The organism is Proteus cibi (genome assembly GCF_003144405.1).
Taxonomy (GTDB): Bacteria; Pseudomonadota; Gammaproteobacteria; order Enterobacterales; family Enterobacteriaceae; genus Proteus; species Proteus cibi.
In genome coordinates, this window is record NZ_PENW01000016.1 from 178,496 (window position 1) to 201,659 (window position 23,164).

Sequence of the window (23,164 nt, forward strand, 5' to 3'; positions counted from 1 at the left end):
TGCTCAGTCTTTTTTTAATGAAGTCTACTGGGGAGGCTGAATGTTTATTGGCTTTGACTACGGAACATCAAATTGTTCTGTTGCAATGATGAAAGAGGGAAAACCCACTCTTTTGCCTTTAGAAGGTAATGATGTGTATATTCCATCAACCCTTTGTGCGCCAACCCGTGAATCTGTTTCTGAGCACTTATTTCGCCATTTAAATATTAAACCTTCCAGTGAAGTTGGCGAACAATTACTAAGAAAGTCGATCGCGTTTAATCGAGAAGAAGATATTGAACTGGTTCCTGAAGATATTCTCTTCGGACAATCTGCATTAAGTTTATACCTACGTGATCCTCGTGATGTCTATTACGTTAAATCGCCTAAATCCTTCTTAGGTGCTTCTGGTCTACATGATATACAAATTAGCTTCTTTGAAGATTTAGTTTGCGCCATGATGGCAAATATTAAGCACCAAGCGGAAAAAAGCACACAAGAAGCGATCACCGATACCGTTATTGGCAAACCGATTAACTTTAATGGGTTGGGTGGCGAGGCTTCAAATAGACAAGCTGAAAACATTCTTATTCGTGCAGCTAAAAGAGCTGGCTTTAAGAATATTATGTTTGAATTTGAACCTGTGGCTGCTGGGCTTGAATATGAATCGACGTTGACTAAAGACCAAACGGTATTAGTCGTTGATATTGGTGGGGGTACAACAGACTGTTCATTAATTCAAATGGGACCAAGTTATCAAGGCAAAACTGACCGCTCAAACACATTACTTGCCCATAGTGGACAACGTGTTGGTGGCAACGATCTTGATATTTACCTCGCTTTTAAACAGCTTATGCCATTATTTGGTATGACAGGGTTAACGTCTTCAGGTATTAAATTACCGCTGAAACAGTTCTGGGACCCTATTGCGATTAATAATGTAGAAGCACAAAAAGATTTTTATTCTCGTCAAAACCTTGCTGTATTAAATCAGCTAAGACGAGACGCAAAAGAGCCTGAAAAAATAACGCGCCTTATTGAAGTCTATAATGAAACCTTGGGTTATAGCATTGTACGACGAGCTGAAGAAGCTAAAATCGCTTTATCAGATTCCCCTGAGTATATTGCTAATATCGCATTATTAAGTGAAACCTTAGAATTAACGATTGAACGCGAACAAATGGTTGAATCTATCGAATCACCAAAAAGCAAAATGATTGAATTAGTTAATGATGCAGTTCAACAAGGAGGGATCAAACCCGACACGATTTTTATGACGGGAGGCTCTGCGCGTTCACCTATTTTATGCCAAGCCATTGAACAACAATTGCCTAATATTCCGATTGTTAAAGGTAATGATTTTGGATCGGTTACCGCAGGATTGGCACGTTGGGGCGAAGTCTGTTTTAAATAATGAGTATTCAATAATCGGTTTCAAATAACGGATATTTTCAATATATTAAAGCGCTTTACATTTAATCGTTGTATTGATTAGATGTAAGGCATTTTTCTTTATCAAACACGATAAAAACGCAATAAAAACACAACATTCGACAGGAGAACACATGTACCGCTTCCAAAATGATTATAATGAAATTGCACATCCTGCGGTCATGAAGGCAATCACTGATACAGTGGGGCAACGCTATGATGGATATGGCATGGATACACTTTGTCATCAAGCTGCCCAAGCAATAAAACAGCGTATTCAACAACCGGATGCAGATATTCACTTTTTTAATGGTGGCACCATTACTAATTTAACGGCTATCTCTCATTTTTTACGTCCACACCAAGCTGTTATTTCTGTGAGTACTGGGCATATTGCGACACATGAAACAGGCGCTATTGAAGCAACCGGTCATAAGGTTATCACTACCTTTTCCGCTGATGGTAAATTAACCCCCGCGTTATTAAAACCTATTCTTGCTGAGCATAATGATGAACATTGGGTTCAACCTAAACTTGTTTATATAACGAATGCCACAGAGATTGGTACGGTTTATCGTAAAGCTGAATTACAGGCACTGCGTGATTTCTGTAATGAACATAATTTATGGTTATATCTGGATGGTGCCCGTTTAGCAGCAGGATTAATGTCTGCACACAGTGATCTGACTATCGAAGATATCGCCAGCTTAACCGATGCTTTTTATATTGGCGGCACTAAAATTGGTGCAATGTCAGCGGAAACACTCGTCATTTGTCACCCAACATTAAAATCCGATTTTCGTTTTAGCTTAAAACAAAAAGGTGGATTACAAGCGAAAGGTTGGTTATTAGGTGCGCAATTTGAGGCGTTATTTAAAGATGATCTCTATTTTAAATTAGGTAAACACCTTAATGAAATGGCATCACAATTAACTGAGTTCTTTACTGCACAAGGTTTTGATTTTTTAGCACCGCCAGAATCTAACCAAGTTTTTGTTATTTTGCCAAACACAATTGCAGAAAAATTAACTCAGCACTTTGTTTTCCATCGTGTTTTACTTGAAGATCCTAATTTGAGTTGTTTACGCCTTTGTACTTCTTGGGCAACAACACAGCAAGACATTGATGGATTTAAAACAGCATTTCTTCAATTAGTTTAATTTTTCGATTTAAACTTATCTCTTATTTTTATGCATTACACTCTTATTAAGTGTGTAATGCATTTTCGAATAATCCGAATTTAATCACCTTAAACCTCAACATAATGATGGAGAGGTTCATTAATAATGTTATATTAATACTTCCTCTCTCAATATAGGTAGGGTAATAGAATGAAGAAACTGACACTCCAAGAAATGACAGATGCCCAACAAATGCGAGTAAGAACCCGAATAGGTCAAGAGAGAAAGAAATTAGGGCGTGAATTAACCAATGCTGAAATGAACAAAGTCAAAGACTCCATTATTACCGAAATCTCCCTCGAAGTTGAAAAAGCCACCAAAAAAGCACAAGCCCTCAAGAAGAAACAAAAACTAGCCCCAAGTGACGAAACCTACAGTTGGTCTGCTAAAAACCATACTCGGGGATATCGTTAATTATTGATAAAATGGCGCTAACTTTATCAATAAAAATTAGCGCTATTAATTTACCCTGATATTGACGCAATATTGTTATATTTCCATCGTCTCTATTAATGAATATAACTTTTTAAAAGCCTGATATTTTTTTTCGTATGTTTTATGTTTTTCTAAATTTGGTGTATGGCGTTGTTCAAGCTTAGGTTGAGAAAGAATAACGTGTGATGAATGCGCTGGATTTACGGCTAATTGTGCGAGTCTTGCCGCACCAAGAGCGGGACCAACATCCCCCCCTTGACGATAATCGAGGGTTTTTCCCGTGATATCTGCAAGGCGTTGTCGCCAATATTCACTTCTGGCACCACCACCAATTAATGTAATATTATCCGCTAATTGACCTGCGTTTTCTGCAACTTCAATCCCTTGTCTTAATGCAAAACTCACCCCTTCAAGAACAGCTTGGCACAAGTCAGCCCGTTGATGCTCATGGGTTAATCCCCAAAAAACACCTTTTGCATTCGGGTTGTTATAAGGTGTCCGTTCACCGGAAAGATAAGGTAAAAACAGAAGAGGACTATCAGCAAAAGTAGCATGTTCGAGCTCTTCAAACATCCTACCGACACTCTCAATGCCCGTTAATTGACACACCCAATCAAGACATGATGCCGCACTTAACATGACAGACATTAAATGCCAAGTATTTGGTAATGCATGACAAAAACTATGCACAGCATTCTCACTGTTTTGGAGAAACTGTTCACTCACCACAAAATAAACACCCGACGTACCTAAAGAGAGCATTGCTTGACCAGGTTGATAAACGCCGACACCAACTGCACCGGCTGCATTATCGCCGCCACCCGCAATAATAGGGACTTGTTTCATCTGCCACTTTTTGGCGATATCAGCCAAGAGATAGCCCGTTATTTGATTACCTTCAAACAACGTGGGCATTTGACGACGCGTTAATCCTGTCGCATTTAGAAGCTCATCACTCCAATCTCGCTTTTGCATATCTAACCAAAGTGTACCGGCTGAATCTGACATATCACTGGCAAAATTACCGCTCATCTTCCAACGTAAAAAATCTTTAGGTAATAAAACATGTGCAATGCGTTGAAAGATCTTAGGCTCATGTTCAGCAACCCATTGTAGTTTTGGTGCAGTAAAGCCGGGCATCACTAAGTTACCCGTGATTTTTTTAAACTGAGGATATTGTGCCTCAAGCATTTGGCACTGTTTAAAACTGCGTCCGTCATTCCATAATATGGCAGGGCGCAAAACCGCTTGTTGATCATCAAGCAAAACGGCGCCATGCATCTGTCCACTTAATCCAATCGCCTCAATTTGATCCATTGGAAAATGACATCCAAGCTGAAGAATGGCCTCTTCTGTTGCTTGCCACCATTGTTGTGGATCTTGTTCTGACCATTGAGGGTGAGGGCGTGAAATGGCTAAAGGAACGGAATAACTAGTGACAACGTCACCTTTCTCATTCATGATGATCGCTTTAACGCTTGAAGTACCTAAATCTAGCCCTAAATACATGAAGTTACCTCATGACCTGTATCTGATGAATAAACACAGCGGAAAACCCGCTGTGTTATTACATTGATGCGATTAACCAAAAATATAGCGATTGACTAAACTTTCGAGCATTTCTTGGCGTCCGCTTTGTAACTGTGGCGCTAAGGTATTGCTTTGTGCATATTTCGCCACCTCTTCAAGGCTTAATTTACCTTGTAAGATATTTTGACCGAATTCCGCACTCCAACCTGAATAACGCTGTGCGGTGAATTTATCCAGCCCACCATCTTGGATCATTCTTGCCGCAATGCGTAACGCCATTGCCATTGTGTCCATTCCTGAAATATGCCCATAGAATAGGTCATATTTATCATTGCTTTGACGACGAACTTTCGCATCAAAGTTTAACCCCCCCGTTGTAAAGCCCCCTGATTTAAGAATTTCATACATCACAAGTGCATTTTCTTCCACGCTATTTGGGAATTGGTCGGTATCCCAACCTAATTGTGGATCGCCACGGTTAGCATCAACAGAGCCTAAAATTCCTAACGCAATAGCAGTAGCAATTTCATGATGGAAGCTGTGTCCGGCCAATGTTGCGTGGTTGGCTTCAATATTTACTTTGACTTCTTTTTCAAGACCAAACTGTTTTAAGAAACCATAAACCGTCGCAGTATCATAGTCATACTGATGTTTTGTCGGCTCTTGTGGTTTAGGTTCAATCAGTAATGTGCCTTGGAAACCAATTTTATGTTTGTGTTCAACAACCATCTGCATAAAACGGCCAATTTGCTCTCTTTCTTGGCGTAAATCTGTATTTAACAGGGTTTCATAGCCTTCACGTCCCCCCCATAATACATAGTTTTCGCCACCCAGTGTTTTTGTCGCTTTCATCGCTTCACAAACTTGTGTCGCTGCCCATGCAAAAACCTCAGGATCAGGGTTAGTTGCTGCACCAGCACCATAGCGAGGATGCGTGAAGCAGTTTGCCGTTCCCCATAATAACTTAACGTTGGTTTCTTCTTGTTTTCTTGCTAATACATCGGTGATCGCCGCCATATTAGAGATATATTCATTGATGTTATTACCTTCTGAAATCACATCGACGTCATGAAAACAGTAGAAAGGAACATTGAGCTTATGAAAGAACTCAAAGGCAACATCGGCTTTGCGTTTTGCTTGCTCTAACGCTTCCCCCGGTGTTTGCCACGGTCTATCAAAAGTACCAATACCAAACATATCAGAACCATTCCAGCAGAAGTTATGCCAATAACAAGCGGCAAATCTTAGGTGATCTTCCATTCGTTTACCTAAAATAACCTCATCAGGGTTATAGTAACGAAAGGCTAATGGGTTATCGCTTGTAGTGCCTTCATATTGAATTTGTTCAATTTTATCAAAGTAAGACATGGAACCGTCCTTATTTAGTATCAAGTTGTAATTCTGAATGTGATTCAAGCTCAGCAGTCATCTCTTCCTGCTCTTCTGGTGTTAATTTAGCAATGCCAAAGCCCGTAAAACCCCACAGCATGGCAAAGAAGATGCCACTCCAGCACAATACAGCCCAAGGTAAGTAACTTAAGGTTGCAACACCTAACGTACCTGCCATATAAGCCCCTGCGGCGGTCCACGGTAAAATGGGTTCAAAAATCGTGGCGGAGTCTTCTACGGTACGAGCGAGGTTTTTAGGGTGTAAGCCTCGTTCGATGTAGGCACCACGTAACATTTCGATAGGAATAAGGATTGAGATTTGTCCATTACACGTCACGCCAATCATGGTTAGCCCGCAAGCAATTGTGGCTAAGATCATTGAACCTGTTGAGTGAACCATTTTTAACAATGCATGGACAATCACTTCTAATGCGCCACTTAACGATAAGGTACCGGCAAAAGAGAGGGCACAGAAACAGATAAGCAGTGTGCTCATCATCGAGTTCATGCCACCACGATTTAATAAGTTGCCTAATAATTCAGGCACTTCTTTCCCTTGGATCATCGAGACATTAAAACCATCAACAGCACTTTTTACGATGTCATGCAATCCAAAACCTTGAATAAGATAGGCGTTAAACATCGCAATTGCAGCGGAGGCTAACATCACTGGGATAGTGGGCTTTTTCGTTACTGAACCATATAAAATCACTAAGACAGGAATGAGAAGGATTAGATTGAAGTTATAAACATTCTCAAGACCATTTGTAATTAAGGTCACTTTTTCTGGCACACCTTGACCTGCTAAATCACCATTCATGCCATAAACAGTCATCACAATCGCCGTTAAAATCAGCGAAGGCAGTGTGGTGTAGAGTAAGTGCCAAATATGTTGATAGAGGTCGATCCTTGCCGCCATTGCAGCCAGGTTGGTATCACCAGATAACGGTGAAAGTTTGTCACCAAAATAGGCACCCGCAACGACAGCACCGGCTGTTGCAGCAAGATTTGCATCCATACCGACGGCAACACCCATAAAGGCAACACCGATGGTTCCCGCAGAGCCCCATGACGTTCCTGTACAGACTGATACTAATGATGTAACCAATAATGCTGTGACATAAAGCATTTCTGGGCTGATCATTTTTAAGCCGTAATAGATCATCAGTGGAATGGTGCCACCAATCATCCATGTGCCTATTAATAAACCCACACTGATTAAAATCAGCAGTGCGGGCATGGTTTTCGCTATCTTTTGTGAGATTGCCGTTAAGATCTCGTCATAGCGATATCCTAATCGTTTTACTAATAGCGCTGCTACAACTGTAGATAGCACCATTAAAGGTTCAGGCGGTAAATCAAAAGCGGCGTAGCCTCCTCCTAATAACACTACCATGGTGAGAATAGGAAAGAGCGATTCAAGAAGCGTAGGCGTTCTTGGGTTGTTTATCGTTTGCGTTTTCATTGTAATTTATTCCAAACTGGCGTGAGGTAAGGTACGAATAAGCCGGGTGAAAACGGTTTCTAATATTGAACGAGGTGTCGCGACATTAATGCGGAAAAAGCCATCCCCAACCGCACCAAAACCACGCCCCCAACTCATTTCCACTTCAGCTAATGAAACAAACCAATGTTTTAGTTGTTCTTCAGATAACTGCATTTTTTGGTAGTTGATCCATAGCATGTAGGTGCCATGACTTTGAGTGATAACCCAATCAGGAAAATAACGTTCACATTGTTCTTTTACCCAACGGCGGTTATCAGCAAGGTACGTTTTTAATTCACCAACCCACTGTTGGCCTTGTAAGGTATACGCTTGTAAAAAAGCGGGAACTGAAAAATAGCCAGGATTATGAATACCCGCAGCAATTAAGCACTGCTTGAATTTTTCACGATATTCAGGATTGGCAATAACGATATTGGCAACTTCAAGACCCGCTAAATTGAACGTTTTAGCGGGAGAAGTACAAATAAAGGAGTGTTGTTCTACATAAGTATTTACGGATGAAATAGGGTAATAAGTTGCGTCATCAAAAATAAAGTCTGCATGCACATCATCAGAAATAATAAAAACCTGATATTTTTGCGCAAGTTCCGCTATTTTTAGTAAGTCACTTTTTTGCCATACCGTTCCTGTCGGATTATGTGGCGAGAGTAAAATAAAGCAGACAGATTGTTTAAATTTACTTTCTAAGTCATCAAAATCAATTTCATAATAGCCGTCATGATAAATCAATGGGCTTTCTAATAGTTCACGGTTGTTGACACAAACGGCATTGCTAATAGGATGATAAGCAGGCGACAGCGTTGTAACTTTATCGCCAATTTGTGTGAAGTTTTGAATATAAAGCGAAACCGCTTGAATAATACGAGGACAAAACACAATTGTCTCAGGAGCAACAACCCACTGATATTGCGTTTTAAACCAATTTGCTGCAACGTTATTCCAATCTTGGCTCAGGTCGGTATAGCCATAAATGCCTTTAAGATTAAATTGGGTCAATGCATTAATAATAAAATCAGGGGCAGGAATATCCATATCCGCAACAGATAACGGGATAACATTGGCGTTACTATTACACCATTTTGCGCTATAGGTATTTTGCCTAGAAATTAATTTATTAAAGTTATTCTGATACATGAAAAATCTCCTCGGCAATCGGGTTTACAAACAAAATACCCGTTGTAATTAACATTGGTTATTCCTATTTTTTACTTTGCTATTACGAAATTTGGCTTGTGTGATTGTAGTCACATAGCGATGAAAGCAAGTTCTTACAAAATTAAAGCTATGGTTTAATGCCAGCCTTGGGGAATAGGTAAACGAAAATGAAAAAAGATACATACTTTCGTATTGTGCTGTTATTCAACGCAAATAAAGTCTACGACCGTCAAGTGGTTGAGGGTGTTGGAGAATATCTTCAGGCATCACAGTGCCATTGGGATGTATTTATTGAAGAGGATTTCCGTACCCGTTTAGATAATATTAATCACTGGGTATGTGATGGCATTATTGCCGATTTTGATGATCCCATTATTGCTAAACATTTAAGCCAATCGTCGTTAGCAGTCATTGGCGTAGGGGGCTCTTATCATCAAGAGGAAAATTATCCCCCCGTGCCTTATATCGCCACCGATAATTACGCATTAGTTCAACACGCTTTTTTACATTTAAAACAAAAAGGGCTGAAACACTTTGCTTTTTATGGTTTACCGGCAAAAGATCACCCTCATTGGTCTAATGAACGGGAGCATGCCTTTCGTCAATTAGTCACCAGTGAAAAATATCCGGGTATTGTTTATAACGGCATGGATATTACCCAAGAAAATTGGCAACACGCGCAAAACCGTTTATCGGATTGGATACAAACGTTACCACCACAAACTGGCATTATTGCGGTAACAGATGCACGAGCGCGTCATTTACTGCAAGTTTGCGATAATTTAAATATAAATGTGCCTGAAGAGATCAGTATTATTGGTATTGATGATGAGGATATGACACGTTATTTATCACGTATTGCCTTGTCATCGGTGGTACAAGGCTCACGACAAATGGGGTATTTAGCAGCGAAATTGTTGCATCAAACGCTAGAAGGACATGTAACAGAAAAACAGCAAAGAATATTAGTTCCTCCTGTTAAAATCGTCGAACGCCGTTCAACCGATTTTCATTCGTTTAACGATCCCACCGTTGTTCAAGCCATGCATTATATTTATTACAATGCCTGTAAAGGGATAAAAACAGAGCAAGTTTTAGATGCCGTTAATATGTCACGTTCTAATTTAGAACAGCGTTTTAAAAAAGAAATTGGTAAGACAATTCATACCGTTATTTATGAAGAAAAACTCAAACGTGCGCAAAATTTATTAGCCACAACAACGCTTGCGATACAAGAAATATCCGTGATGTGTGGCTATCCATCCTTACAATATTTTTACTCTATCTTTAAAAAAGATTTGGGAATGACGCCAAAGGAATTTAGGGATAAATAAACCTTAGTAACTTAATATTAAATTACATTAAATAAAAACAATCTAAAAAACAAATAACGAAAAATAATTATCGTTAATTAACAGTTATTATAATACTAAAAATAACCATGTTTAATTATATTAATCATAATTATTGATTTATTGAAATATCAGACTATAAATATTACATAGCTTTTAATTAGCTATGTAATCTAAAAATAATACATTGAATATTATTTTCTATCTAAACAATTTAACGGTTTTATTAAAAGGTATCGTTATGAGTAATAAAATAAAAGATAATTTAGATGTTATTCTTGATGTTGAAATTAAAAAACTAACTTTTGAAGAAATGGAGAATTTATTTGAAAAAGAGGGTTTTATTGAAGGTAGAGGCACAACTCAGCGCGTTTATATTGATATTTATAATGAAACTTCTGAAAATTTTATGCTTGCATCAAGAGGGGAACCACTACAAGGAAAATGGGAAAGATCACCACCAATAAAACTATTTGCTAATAGTGACATCAGGGCTATAAATATAGGCAGTGCATTTGCTGGTCCTAAAGGTTTTTTACGGTATGAAACTTTCGATGATAAATTTTGTAATGTAAATTGGCATTGGTCTCACAATAGTAAATTCAGCTATAGTGTTAACTCTGGACCCGCACCTATTTATTCGGAAGATAAATCAAAATTACATGCTCAAAATTACATTCTTATAACAGTTCATATTAGAAACAAAAAATAACCTTATTATAAGGTGTATTTAAAGTTACTATAAAAACAATTTCAGCTCGGCTTATATAAAAATAAAAGAGAATATTTTATTAATATTCCCTAATTTGTTTTTTAATATATAAGCCGAGCGAAGAATAATATTTAATTTATTATATTTAGCCTAATCAGCTTTACTTTCGACGACTATTTGCCCAAGGATCACAATCAGGGTGATCGATAACGTCAATCACATCATCAATATCTGCTTCAAGAGAATCAAGATAAAGCGCTTCTACTTCAGCGCGAGCCCATGGCGTTCTGCGCAAAAACTTTAAACTTGATTTCACGCTAGGATCACTTCTAAAGCAGTTAATTTTGATAAGTTGTCCTAATTTAGCCCAACCATATTTTGCCACCAGCGCATTTACTTGCATTTCAAGAGTAACGCCATGTAGCGGATCTTTAGAAATATGTCCTGTCATGATTTTCTCAAATACGTTTTATTGATTTCAAAAGTAAGAAGCGATGCAGAGTACAAGAAAGCAGTGAGAGTGGCAATAAAATGGACTGAATAAAATAGAGATAATACGTTGTTATCCCGCATGACTCGTAATATAAAAAATTTCCCATTTGTCATCGCCAGTATGCCTTAGCGTGATCCTAAGATCAGTCGGGCCTTTAAATTCGATGTTTACATCCTGCATTTCCACTTCATTGCCATTAAACCAGCGGCGTAGGCGGTTCCCATTTGTTTGTTTTGGAAAACTGTAAGCAAACTGATATCCAGAAGTAGGTATTTCTCTCACCACTTTAGCTTTAAACTCTGCTAATGTTTTCCCTGTATACAGGTTTCGTTGTGTCATACTAAATGCCTGTTCATATTCTTCATTATTGATATTATTAATAAAATGAGTGGCAAGTTGACGCTGATAAGAAAAAGAATAAGGTAATTTAAGCCAATAATATGTCCCTAGCACCAAAACAATAGATAAAAATGAACAATAAATAGACATCTTTTTATATTGCTTTTTCATGATACCCCATCCTCATTTTTTAAGTTTTATCATTCCATTATAACCACAGTGTTTAAAGTTTGATTGTGGCAGGCTCATTAAATCTTTAGCCATCATGAATATTATGAGGCATTGCACGCGTTAATTTCGAAGGAACAGCAAATACCACGCTAAATCTTGAAATTATTTATCAATAAAACGTTTATTAAGCCAAGCCATCAAACTAATCTATTCAATCAGTTTTAATGGCTTGGCTAATTAATTACTTCTTATGTGAAAAAGCAGAGAATGAGTGTGTCACTTTTTTGGCGCTAATGATGTTATCTAATTGTTGTTGCAACTGTTTATCATCCATTGTCGCGCGATCATGTTGACGAAGATGCTCAGTCCAAGAAGCCACCATAAAAGTTTCCATATACGTTTGAGCGTTATTCTCCGTCATCGCATCAGATGAAATAAACACGCCCCATGAATAACCACCATCTCTTAAACGAACTGTTTTTAATCGATTCATTAAACTTAGGAATTGCTCTCGGTGAATGACGTCAATTTGATAATTCACGGTAATTAACACGGGGCCTTTATCTGTTGTAATATCAATAAGCCCATCATCCAGAATAAAATGTTCTGAATGCTGTAAGTTGATATTGTCATGTTCTAATTTGATACGTAAAACACATAACCAAACTAAAATAATCCCGACCGTTGCACACAGCAAAGCTATCGTCACTGAAGTATGTGAAGCGATTTGTCCCCAAACAAGAGAGCCTAACGCCATCGAGCCTGAAAACACGGTTAAATAGAGTGCAAGACCTCTCGCACGAACCCAATTAGGCAAGGCTGTTTGTGCTGAGACCATTAATGTGGAAAGGGTGATTATCCAGCTAAATCCTGCAAGCATACTGGCGAAAATAGCGAGATATTTTGAAGTCGCACTGGCAAAAATAAATAATACCAAGGCTGTTCCCACGGTACCCAAAGCAATAAGTGTGCTGGTGCTAAATTTTTCACGTAATGTTGATAAACTAAATGCACCAATCACAGCACCAATACCAATGCTGGTGGTAAGTAAACCGTATAATGTTGCATCACCTTGCAATGAAACACGGGCTACTAGCGGTAACATTGCCCAATAAGCACTCGCAAAAATAAAAAAGCTGGCTGCTCTTATGATCGTTTTTATCAATGCCGGACTATAACGTGCATAACGCAAACCGGAGATCATTGCTGCCACAACCGATTCAGCAGGGAGTTTTTCCTCTTCTTTTTTCTCACCTTCCCACCACCAGACAGCAAGAATAATGGCGATAAAGCTCAAGGCATTTAGTAAAAAAGGAAGATAAAGACCGACTTGGGAAATCAAAATACCGGCAAGTGCGGGACCTATTGCACGGCTGATATTAATTCCCATACTGTTTAAAGCAATACCTGATTTTAATTCATTAGGTTCGACAATACTTGGTACAATCGCTTGCCATGCAGGACCTAAAAATGCCGCGCCAGATCCCAAAACAAAGGTAATTAATAATAACCAGCCAATGCTGATAACATCGAAATACACCAAAACAGCCAATAATGAAGCCGCACAGAGCATTAAAATATTGACGAAAATAAGCAATTTTCGTTTATCAAAAATATCCGCAATGGCGCCTGCGGGAAGCGCCAATAAGAAAACAGGTAATGTCGTCATGGCTTGAATAGCGGCAATCATTACGGGATCAGGGCTTAGGTTTGTCATCAACCAACCGGCACCCACATCATTCATCCAAGTACCAATATTAGAAAATAGCGTTGCCATCCATAATACGAAAAAAATACGATTACGTAAGGGCGACCATGCAGAGGCGCGTTGCGTTGCCATCGTCTTATCTCTCTTTGTGTGAGATGGCCGGTAAATAATTACCGACCATCGTTATCATAAAAATTAAAATGCAAAACAAGAACAGCCTAAAGCGCCCCAAAATGCATTATCATCTGAAATAGGAATGGATGATTGGCGAGCGATATCATGTTGATGCCCATGAACATGGCAGGCGCCACAGCATTGATGTAGCTGATTTAACACCGCTGTTTTTGTCTCTTGTTGTAAGTAAGAATAATGACCTGGTACTTTGATCACCGGCGACCAATCAGGTAATACAGGAATAGAAGGCGGTGTTAATGCTGAAAAATCACCATTTGCATACACAATTTTGCCATCTACGACCGTTAAAAGTGATTCAATCGCTTTGATTTCATTTTCCGGCACTCGAAAATAATCAGCAGAAAGGGCGATAAAGTCGGCAAGTTGACCTGCTTTAATTTGACCTTTTTTACCTTGTTCATTGGAGAACCATGAACTTCCCATCGTCCATAACATAAGCGCTGTATCTCTGTCTAAACGATTATCGCCGTCATACATTTGCATGCCCCCTACAGTACGCCCTGACACTAACCAATAAAGCGCTGTCCACGGATTGTAACTAGCAACACGAGTTGCATCTGTACCTAATCCAACAGGCACTTGTGCATTTAACATTTTGGCGACAGGGGGTGTTTGTTTCAGTGCTTTTGTACCATAACGTTGTGCAAAATATTCGCCTTGGAACGCCATACGATGTTGAATTGCTAATCCACCGCCAAGCGCTTTAACGCGTTCAATATTTTTTTCACTGATGGTTTCAGCATGATCGAAAAACCAATGCAAGCCATCGAAAGGAATGTCTTTATTGACTTTTTCAAAGACATCTAGCATACGGCTAATGGATTCGTTATAAGTGGCATGTAAACGAAATGGCCAGCGATGTTCGACTAAATGACGGATCACTTTTTCTAATTCAGCTTCCATATTTTCAGGAAGATCAGGTCTTGGCTGTAAGAAGTCTTCAAAATCAGCCGCAGAAAAAACCAACATTTCACCCGCACCGTTATGACGATAAAAATCACTGCCATCACCAGGTGATACCATTGATGTCCATTGTTGGAAATCTTCAAACTCTTGCTTTGGTCTTTGGGTAAATAAATTATAAGCAATACGAATCGTTAATTGGTTATTTTTGGCAAGTTCATCAACAACTTGATAATCTTCAGGATAATTTTGAAAACCACCACCCGCATCAATAGCGCTCGTGACACCAAGACGATTTAATTCTCTCATAAATTGGCGGGTTGAATTCACTTGATATTCAAGAGGTAATTTAGGGCCTTTTGCTAATGCAGAATAGAGCAACATCGCGTTAGGTTTTGCTATCAATAATCCGGTCGGGTTGCCATGTTCATCACGCTGAATTTCGCCACCGGGTGGATTGGGGGTTTCTTTGGTGTAACCAATCGCACGCAATGCGGCTTTGTTTAGCAATGCACTGTCATAGAGGTGTAATACAAAAACTGGCGTATCCGGAGAAACCGCATTAATTTCGTCTAGCGTTGGCATACGACGCTCTGCAAATTGAAACTCGCTCCAACCACCAACAACACGTACCCATTGAGGTGACGGTGTCACTTGGGCTTGAGCCTTTAACATATCAAGGGCAATAGACAGAGAGGGTACGCCTTCCCACCGTAATTCTAGGTTGTAATTTAGTCCACCGCGAATGAGGTGCAGGTGTGAGTCATTAAGCCCAGGAATAATAACGTGGTTTTTTAGATCAATGATTTTTGTTTCTGCATTTTGAAACTGCATCGCTTCATCATTTGAGCCAATAAAAAGAAATTTACCTTGATAGACAGCTATTGCTTGAGCGAGAGGGTTTTCTCTATCAAGAGTATGGATCTCACCATTGATAAATATTTCAGTTGCGAAAGTTTTATTCATGATTTTTGATTTCCTATTTAAAAGGAATTAACCCTTTGTTAAATAAAAGGCGTGAGCGTACCGTATTTTATTAGCAATACAGATAACGATTTATTTTTAAAATAAATTAAAGATAAGAAGGTCAGTTTTTTATATTTATTCCAGCAGGTTTATTAAATTGTAGCTTAAGTTTATTTCATTACCATTTAAAACATTTGCTTTAAGGGAACAAAAAAATGAACAAGATAAAGATGAGCTAATCTATTGATATTTAATCAAATGTCTATAATTTCTTCATTTTAGTCATCAATGTGAGATAAACATTCGCAATCTAATACTGTTATCGATTTGCTCTTTAATTTAATCGCGTTAATACTCACTAAATGTGCTAAAGCACGATTTAATTGTCTGGTTGAGATCCCAAGCATGGCAGCCAATGGCTCTCTTTTTTCTAATTGAAAAGAGTATCCTTCTTGCTGAGTTTTAAAAAATAAATATCGGCGCAATTTGAATTCTGAAGAATAGGGTGATTGAGCGTGTTTTAATGATGATTGATATAGTTTTTTACTTAATTGCTGGCAAATAAAGGTTAAAAAGCGAGTATCTTGCAATGCTTTTTGTCTGACAATGGAAAGCGGTAACGCTAACAAATAAGAAGGCACTAAGGCTTGTACCGTACTAAATACCATTTCATCTTTGGCGGAGAAAAGTTCTAAATCACCAATAACACAGAAAGCTTGTTCAAAAGAAAACACCACATGTTCACCATTTATTTCGTAACGTTCAATCTGTAACTTTCCCTCTACTAGGCAATATAAATGTGTTGCTTGGCTATTTTGCGTTATTAAATACTCTCCCGTTTTCACTTCCATTAATCGCATAGAAGACAACAACGTGTCAGATAAATAAGCATCAAGTTGATGCATTAAAATAAAAGCATTACGTTTTTTTTCATCATTCACTATTTTCACTTTTATTTTCCTTTCGCGATTAAGATCCAATTTATTATCGAAAATAGCATACTTTTAAAAAAAGGACATATGTCCTTTTTTAGGCTGGTGGAGATTATTATTATCATGATATTCCTAATATTTAGAGACTCTATTTGATGACATTCAATCCCAGTTTATTACCTAAAGTTGAGCTTCATGTACATTTAGATACTTGTTTAAGTTATTTTTATATTAAACAGCTAGATCCAACAATAAGCGTTGATAGATTTAATCAGCAGTTTGTTGCGCATAAACCCTGTTTTGATTTGGGTGATTTTTTAAGTAAAGTTACGCCACAAATTGATATTTTGCAGACCAAATCAGCAATTACACTGGCAGTTGACGATCTGTTCTATCAGTTGAAAGCAGACAACGTGATTTACGTTGAGATACGTTTTGCCCCGTTATTACACACCAAACAAGGCTTAACAGATAAAGATGTTGTTGAAGTTGTTATTTCAGCGATGAATGATGCTTCTCAAAAATATGATCTTAAAGCAGGCTTGATCCTCTGCACATTACGTCATTTTAGTGCATTAGAGAGTCAGCAAACCGCTAAGTTGGTTGTGGAGTACCTACATAAAGGCGTAGTTGCTCTTGATTTAGCCGCGGATGAAGCACGTTTTCCTTTAGATAATCATATAGCTGCTTTTGATTATGTTAAAAAAGCAGGGGGGAATTTAATTGCTCATGCAGGTGAAGCGAAAGGTGCTGAAAGTGTTACTGAAACATTGGAGAAACTGCAAGTGACTCGAGTTGGTCATGGGGTTAGAAGTATTGAAGATAGTCGAGTCATTAACCAGCTTAAATCTCAAAATATATTATTAGAGATTTGTCCAAGCTGTAATATTATTTGCAATATATATGAGCACATAGACCAACACCCGGTTAATCAGCTAAAAAAGCAGGGCGTTAAATTAAATATTAATACCGATGCACGAACGGTTGCCAATACTTCATTAAATAAAGAGTATCAGTTATTACATGATATTTTTGGTTGGGATGAAAAAGATTTTCAGCAATGTAATTTCGATGCTCTTAATGCCAGTTTTATTTCAAATGACGTTCGTAAAAAGCTAATGAATACGCTCAATGATTCTTACGCAAAATAGCGAACCACACATAATCGTCATGGAAAAGAACACCTTTCTTTTTAAGGTGTTCTTTTTGTTTTTTAAGTGAAAATACTTATTTATCCAATTAAGACGATTCAATCTAGATAAAACAATGTGATATAAAACATAAGAATGGTGAAAGATAATCACATCTTGCCTGTTTTAAGAATAATTACATTTAATAAGTAAAAATAATTGCTGACTATGTTGATATAACCCTTATCAATGTAAGGATACAACATGTTAGAAGAGCAGCGTCATGAGATGGATAGTTTAGTTAATCTCGCTCAACCTTATGCTGTTGATAGTTTTGATGATGCACTTTTTACTGCATCTATGAATGAAGCTGATAACTGGCATCGCCAAAATAATGCTAACTATCAATCATTATGGCAAAAAATGCCTCAGCCGGTTATTCCGGTTAATTTATTTAAAACGATGGATTTAGCCACACCGACACATCGTAACGGTATTTGGCTCAACAGTTCCGGAACTGGGCAACAAGGAAAGACGCAAGTTTTCTTTGATGATGTTAGCTTAACGCGCATTGAAACCGCGATGACGCAGATTTTCTATCACAACGGTTTAATATCAACAACGCCTGCGCATTTTTTGATGTTATCTCCCGATCCTCAATCTGGCGCTCATGCTGGTTTTGCAACGGCTTTCTTAAAATTTACCCAATGCGCGCCTATTAAAGAGCGGGTTTTTACCGTGTCAGAATACGGTGAGTTTGATGCAAAATTAGCATGGTCAACATTGCAACGTTGGGCGAGTGATCCCGCGCCTATTTATATTCTTGGATTAACCCTTTTCTTTGAACATTTATGCCTAAATCGCCCTGATACATTCACACTGTTATCACCGATTAAAGGGCTAACGGGAGGCGGATGGAAAGGGATGACAAAGCAACTTGAACGACCCGATATTATTCAAGGATTAAAACAGACCTTACATGCCCCCAATGTCGATATTCGTGATATTTATGGTATGACAGAACATCCTTTACACTACATTAGCTGCAGTGAGGGGCATTTCCATATTCCTGCTTATTCTCGTTTTGCCATTATTGATGAAACAGGTGATCGAGCACCAAAAGGAAAAGCGGGTTTTATCCAACTTGAAAATCCTTTTTTTGATTCATTAGCATCTCAGCGCCTATTAACCCAAGACTTAGGTTTGTGGGGAACACAATGCGCTTGTGGTCATCCATTACCTTATATTCACTATATTGGTAGAGCGACGTCACCCGAGGGCACTTGTGCTGCACAGGTAAAATGACAGAAACAATACACATTCGCTTGGCAAACATTAAGCGGTGTTTAATACGCTGCATTAATGGGAATTGGTTATTCTCTGATGATCCCTTGACGCAAGCATTTTGCCTTGAACGTTTAACGCAATGGGCTTATAGCGACATATTAGAACAAAAAGTGGCTAATGAATTGGCAGATAAATGCTGGCGAGCCCCGAACAAACTATTAATCGTAGTATCAGAAAAAGATCCCCTAGGTACATTAGAGGCACTACTTGCTGGTTATTTAATTGGTAGTCCTATCCGAATAAAAGCGCGATTATCCACTCAATGGCTTTATCTATTACGTGCTTATTTAGGTTTAAGTGAAAACGAGTGTGAAATTCTTGATTGGTCGAGTGAAACTCAAAATAATGAACTCGTCCTGAGCGGCGTTGAAGCGATTTTATTAGCAGGTGGTGATGCGCTTATTCAACATTATCGCAAGGTAACGCCAGCTCAGATTAAATTAATTGAATTAGGGCCTAAAATAAGTGCAATGGCTATTTTGGGTGACTCATTACCTGATACTTCCCTCATTTTAAAAGAGGTTTGTTTATTTAGACAGCAAGTGTGTAGCTCACCACGTTTTATTCTAATAGAGAATGAAAATTGCGCTCAACAGCTTTATCAGCGGTTATCTATAGCATTGCCTTCATTACCCCCATTACCGGAAACATTAAAACTTCAACAAATGGCACAAGTGCACGAATATTCATTATCTCGTGACTTACTCAATAATGAAAAACCGACATGCTACGATGCGAATTCGGGTTGGGCGATCACTTATCAAACTCAATTTGCACCTCAATATTGGCTTAATTTTGGCTTCCAATTAATTGTAGGCTCCGTAGAGCATCATTTGCAGTTAGCTCAAAAACAGTGGTTTGCACGCTTACAAACATTGGGTTATCACGGCTCACTTTCGTCAATTTCACCACAACAATATTGCTTCACTCGTTATTGCCCCATTGGCGCAATGCATTCTCGCCCGATGACCGCAACGCATGATGGCTTTTTTATGTTAGCCACACTGGTGTTTTTTATTAATCAGGAAAGGTAATCACATTGAATAAACGGAAAATATTTATCACTGGTGCAAATGGATTTATTGGCACTTATTTATTACCGATGCTTGCAGAACTTGGCGATGAATTAACGGTATTGTGTCGTGATCCCAATAAAGTTCACCCTAATCGTCCTAGATTTCCGGAGAATGTGAAAGTGGTAAAAGGGGATTTGTTGCAACCGAAGACTTATCGAGAAGCACTTATTGGGCAAGATATTATTATTCATTTAGCCGCTGATTATCGAGTAGGAATAGCACCGAGTCGTTTGGAACACCAAAAAATGTATCAAACCAATGTCACTGGCACATTGAATTTGCTTAATGAAGCCAAAAGAGCGCAAATTTCTCAGATTTTATATACCAGCACCACCGCCGCATTAGGCGAAACGCAAGGCGTATTGCTTGATGAAACTCACCGTCATAATGGCTATTTTCGTAGTTATTATGAAGAAACAAAGCAAATTGCACACGTATTAGTCGAACGCTACCAGCAACAAGGAATGCCGATTAAAATTGCGATTTGTGGCGGTGTATTTGGTCAAGGTGACAATAGCGTTTTAGCACAAACGTTATCTGCTTTTTTTAATAAAAAAATCCCATTTCAAGTCAGTACAAACAGTACTTTTCAACTTTGCCATGTTGAAAAGTTATGTGATGGATTATTGCGGTTACTTGCTTTAGATAAACCACAAGAAACCGTTCTATTTACTGGCGATGTTTTTTCTATGCCTGAAATTTTCACACTCCTCAGCGAAATACAAAAAACGGCACCATTACCTATCAAAAACCGCAGTCGTTTACGACCTTTAGCATGGCTGATGGATAAGCTTGCCTTACTAGGTTTGTCCATGCCTCTTTCCTGTGAAGCACTGCGAATCATGGATGGAAGTACCTATACCTATTCATCTTATAAAGCAGAACAACAATTAGGATGGACAGCAGGAGAACCATTAAATGACTTTAAGACCTATATCCAAAACCTTGCGGATCAATATACATCGTTAAATAAGGAGCGCAAATGAAGCCCAAAACGCTCACTTCGCAATGGGGTAACGTGACGTTGTCACTAGAAACAGAACAACTGTTAAGTATCAAAGGTGATACGGATAATGCGGTTTTTTATGGGCAAGGGTATGGCGCAGCCTATTTACGTTTGTGGCAACTCGACTTATCTCGTCGAGTTGCTAGTGGTCGATTAAGTGAAGTCATGGGTAACGGTGCGCTTAGAACAGATATTTTCCAACGTCGTCTAGGGTTGGTTGAGCTAGCCCAAATTGCCGAGCTTGATGATAAACATGCACAACCTAATAGCTGGCAGGCGACTCAATTCCAACATATTACCGCGTATATCGCGGGTATTAATCAAGCCATTAAAACGCTAAAAATCCGCCCAATAGAGTGCTTATTGTTGCGTTATCAACCAGAGTTATTTACCACAACAGATAGCTACCTGTTAGGGCAACTAAAATATTTTATTAATTCAGCTTGGCAATATGAGTTATTTAATACCCGTTTAGCCAATCGGTTGACATCCTCTCAACATCAGCAACTTTTATCTACCTTTAGCCTTGAAGGTAATCAAATTCCACCATTACCTTTAGATAAACAGGGTGAATATTATTCTGAAGTGATCGCGGCATTTAAAGAAGGGTTAAAAGGCTTACAACATTTAGGATTAGCCTCGCCAGATACGGGATCTAATGTTATTGCAGTCAATGGCTCGCTGACTGCATCAGGTAAACCCATGTTAGCCGCCGATCCGCATATGGGACACGTTAATCCCAGTTTTAATCTGTTATGCCGTTTAGAGAGCAAAGAAGGTTTAAGTGTGATGGGTTCACATTTCCCTGGTTCACCGGGCATTATTGTGGGACGAAATTCCCATGCAGCTTGGGGAATGGTCGGTATTATGGCGGATAACCAAGATTTATTTTGGGGGCGCATTGATTTAGAAAATGAGAAGGTCGAAACCATCAATGGATGGGAGCCATTAACCAAAAGAACGCATACCATTGGCTTAACCTCAAAGCGTCAACATACTTTTGTCACTTATGATTATTCACAAGGTCGCTTAATGTCTGAAAAAGCGGGATATGGTCTATTTTTACGCTGGCCTGCCTTAGATAATCCAAGTGGTGATATTACTTTTTATCAGCTTGCAAAATGCCATAACTGGACATCATTTAGAGAAGCCTTAAGACAGGTGAAAAATTCCCCTATGATGGTGGGATATGCAGATATCCACGGTGATATTGGCTTACAAAGTATGGGGTATATTCCTCAGCGCCACAGAGAATTAGGCAGTCTAGTCCTCAGTTTAACGGAGCCATTACATCAGTGGCAAGGTTATGTTCCTTTTGACGATTTACCCGCTGAATACAACCCAGAATGTGGATATGTTCTTTATGCTAATCAATACAGTGATCGACTCTTTGATGGAAAACCGGCGCTATCTAATCGCTGGCATCCACCGACAAGAGCTTTACGTATTGAACATCTGATCCTGCAAACTCAGCAACATACTTTTGAAACTTTTCGCCAGATACAAGATGACAAAAAAGATGTTTTTGCCCAACGTGCACTCGCTTTTTTACTCCCTTATGTACCTGAAGATAAAATCCTTTCTCAATGGGACGGTGATACCCAACAATTAGCGGCATCACGGCTTTTTGATGTATGGACCCAGCACCTCACCGACAAAGTTTTAGGAAAGGTACTCAAAAGAGGATCACGTGCTCTGTATACGGATTTTTGGCCAAGTTGTCGTTGGAGTATTCTCAATATTCTGCAATACCATCTTCACGATTGGCAATTTGAGCAAGATGATCTTTCCTCCTTAATTCGTGAAACCTATGCCAGCGCATTAATTGCCAGCCAGAAAATGGAGCGTCCTTATGTTGAATTTCAGCATAGTATCAAAAAACCATTGTGGCTTAATCATCTCTTAACGGGTCGTTACCCTTATCAAGGCGGTAATCGAGAAACCATTCATGCAACAAGGCAGAATGCGGATTTCTTGACGCAATCCCAAATAGGTAATAGCAACACCATTAAAACCAAGCCATATACCTTTGGCCCTGGTTTTAAATTGATCGCCCATTTAACTCCTCAAGGCGAATGCCACTATTTAATCAACACCCCAGCAAAAGGAAATCCTTTTTACTGGAAACTACGTCCTGTATTGAAATGTTGGCAAACAGGAACTCGACACGAAACCGTTTTGCCTCTTTGTGAGAAGAACCATCATTGTAATGATAGAAAGGAATAAC

19 protein-coding genes are annotated in these 23,164 nt (G+C 38.7%); 10 read left to right on the forward strand and 9 right to left on the reverse strand.

Annotation, left to right across the window (positions count from 1 at the left end; translation table 11 throughout):
* Positions 1-40: 40 nt before the first annotated feature.
* From yegD to DK865_RS09820, 3 genes are all read left to right on the forward strand, one after another.
* Positions 41-1,393 carry a molecular chaperone gene (yegD, locus tag DK865_RS09810; protein ID WP_023582218.1) on the forward strand — a complete coding sequence of 451 codons (1,353 nt, stop codon included), beginning with the start codon at positions 41-43 and terminating at the stop codon, positions 1,391-1,393.
* Positions 1,394-1,544: 151 nt separating this feature from the next.
* Positions 1,545-2,570, forward strand: coding sequence for a threonine aldolase family protein (locus DK865_RS09815; protein ID WP_109391794.1), 1,026 nt, complete (start codon positions 1,545-1,547; stop codon positions 2,568-2,570).
* Between the two features lie 171 nt (positions 2,571-2,741).
* Entirely contained in the window at positions 2,742-3,005 is a 264-nt protein-coding gene (locus tag DK865_RS09820; RefSeq protein ID WP_109391795.1) for a DUF3811 domain-containing protein, read from the forward strand.
* A 75-nt stretch (positions 3,006-3,080) separates the two neighbouring features.
* On the opposite strand, the gene xylB is transcribed toward DK865_RS09820, so the two are convergent.
* The 4 genes from xylB to DK865_RS18860 all read right to left on the reverse strand — a co-directional run bounded on the left by xylB (position 3,081) and on the right by DK865_RS18860 (position 8,586).
* Positions 3,081-4,535, reverse strand: a complete 1,455-nt coding sequence (gene xylB / locus DK865_RS09825; RefSeq protein ID WP_109391796.1) for a xylulokinase — start codon at positions 4,533-4,535, stop codon at positions 3,081-3,083.
* Positions 4,536-4,607: 72 nt separating this feature from the next.
* On the reverse strand, positions 4,608-5,924 hold the full coding sequence (gene xylA, locus DK865_RS09830) for a xylose isomerase (protein WP_036913103.1): 1,317 nt from the start codon (positions 5,922-5,924) through the stop codon (positions 4,608-4,610).
* A 10-nt stretch (positions 5,925-5,934) separates the two neighbouring features.
* A complete protein-coding gene (nhaC, locus tag DK865_RS18855) occupies positions 5,935-7,410 on the reverse strand; it encodes a Na+/H+ antiporter NhaC (protein ID WP_023582221.1) in 1,476 nt (491 codons plus the stop codon).
* A 6-nt stretch (positions 7,411-7,416) separates the two neighbouring features.
* Positions 7,417-8,586 carry a MalY/PatB family protein gene (locus DK865_RS18860; RefSeq protein WP_023582222.1) on the reverse strand — a complete coding sequence of 390 codons (1,170 nt, stop codon included), beginning with the start codon at positions 8,584-8,586 and terminating at the stop codon, positions 7,417-7,419.
* 188 nt (positions 8,587-8,774) lie between these two features.
* Between DK865_RS18860 and DK865_RS09845 the strand changes: the two genes are divergently transcribed.
* Positions 8,775-9,941 (forward strand): XylR family transcriptional regulator, encoded by a 1,167-nt coding sequence (locus DK865_RS09845; protein ID WP_109391797.1) that lies wholly within the window; start codon positions 8,775-8,777, stop codon positions 9,939-9,941.
* A 259-nt stretch (positions 9,942-10,200) separates the two neighbouring features.
* Positions 10,201-10,671 carry a hypothetical protein gene (locus DK865_RS09850; protein WP_023582224.1) on the forward strand — a complete coding sequence of 157 codons (471 nt, stop codon included), beginning with the start codon at positions 10,201-10,203 and terminating at the stop codon, positions 10,669-10,671.
* A 160-nt stretch (positions 10,672-10,831) separates the two neighbouring features.
* Here DK865_RS09850 and DK865_RS09855 read toward each other — a convergent pair whose 3' ends face one another.
* From DK865_RS09855 to DK865_RS09875, 5 genes are all read right to left on the reverse strand, one after another.
* Positions 10,832-11,122: a VF530 family protein gene (locus DK865_RS09855; RefSeq protein ID WP_109391798.1), complete on the reverse strand. Its 291-nt coding sequence runs from the start codon at positions 11,120-11,122 to the stop codon at positions 10,832-10,834.
* Between the two features lie 111 nt (positions 11,123-11,233).
* Entirely contained in the window at positions 11,234-11,674 is a 441-nt protein-coding gene (locus DK865_RS09860) for a hypothetical protein (protein WP_109391799.1), read from the reverse strand.
* Between the two features lie 241 nt (positions 11,675-11,915).
* Entirely contained in the window at positions 11,916-13,514 is a 1,599-nt protein-coding gene (locus DK865_RS09865; protein ID WP_109391800.1) for an MFS transporter, read from the reverse strand.
* A 63-nt stretch (positions 13,515-13,577) separates the two neighbouring features.
* On the reverse strand, positions 13,578-15,446 hold the full coding sequence (locus DK865_RS09870; protein WP_109391801.1) for an amidohydrolase: 1,869 nt from the start codon (positions 15,444-15,446) through the stop codon (positions 13,578-13,580).
* A gap of 278 nt (positions 15,447-15,724) precedes the next feature.
* Positions 15,725-16,396 (reverse strand): Crp/Fnr family transcriptional regulator, encoded by a 672-nt coding sequence (locus DK865_RS09875; RefSeq protein WP_109391802.1) that lies wholly within the window; start codon positions 16,394-16,396, stop codon positions 15,725-15,727.
* Between the two features lie 137 nt (positions 16,397-16,533).
* On the opposite strand from DK865_RS09875, the gene add reads away from it, so the two are divergent.
* The 5 genes from add to DK865_RS09900 all read left to right on the forward strand — a co-directional run bounded on the left by add (position 16,534) and on the right by DK865_RS09900 (position 23,163).
* A complete protein-coding gene (add, locus tag DK865_RS09880; RefSeq protein WP_109391803.1) occupies positions 16,534-17,529 on the forward strand; it encodes an adenosine deaminase in 996 nt (331 codons plus the stop codon).
* 243 nt (positions 17,530-17,772) lie between these two features.
* On the forward strand, positions 17,773-18,813 hold the full coding sequence (locus DK865_RS09885) for a LuxE/PaaK family acyltransferase (RefSeq protein ID WP_109391804.1): 1,041 nt from the start codon (positions 17,773-17,775) through the stop codon (positions 18,811-18,813).
* Positions 18,810-19,889, forward strand: a complete 1,080-nt coding sequence (locus tag DK865_RS09890; RefSeq protein ID WP_109391805.1) for an acyl-CoA reductase — start codon at positions 18,810-18,812, stop codon at positions 19,887-19,889. The genes DK865_RS09885 and DK865_RS09890 overlap by 4 nt, the downstream gene beginning before the upstream one ends.
* Before the next feature lie 5 nt (positions 19,890-19,894).
* The gene (locus DK865_RS09895; RefSeq protein ID WP_228407757.1) at positions 19,895-20,917 is read left to right on the forward strand and encodes an NAD-dependent epimerase/dehydratase family protein; all 1,023 of its coding nucleotides are present in this window, start codon (positions 19,895-19,897) and stop codon (positions 20,915-20,917) included.
* Positions 20,914-23,163, forward strand: a complete 2,250-nt coding sequence (locus tag DK865_RS09900; protein WP_109391807.1) for a penicillin acylase family protein — start codon at positions 20,914-20,916, stop codon at positions 23,161-23,163. Before DK865_RS09895 ends, DK865_RS09900 begins: the two co-directional genes overlap by 4 nt.
* Position 23,164: the final 1 nt, after the last annotated feature.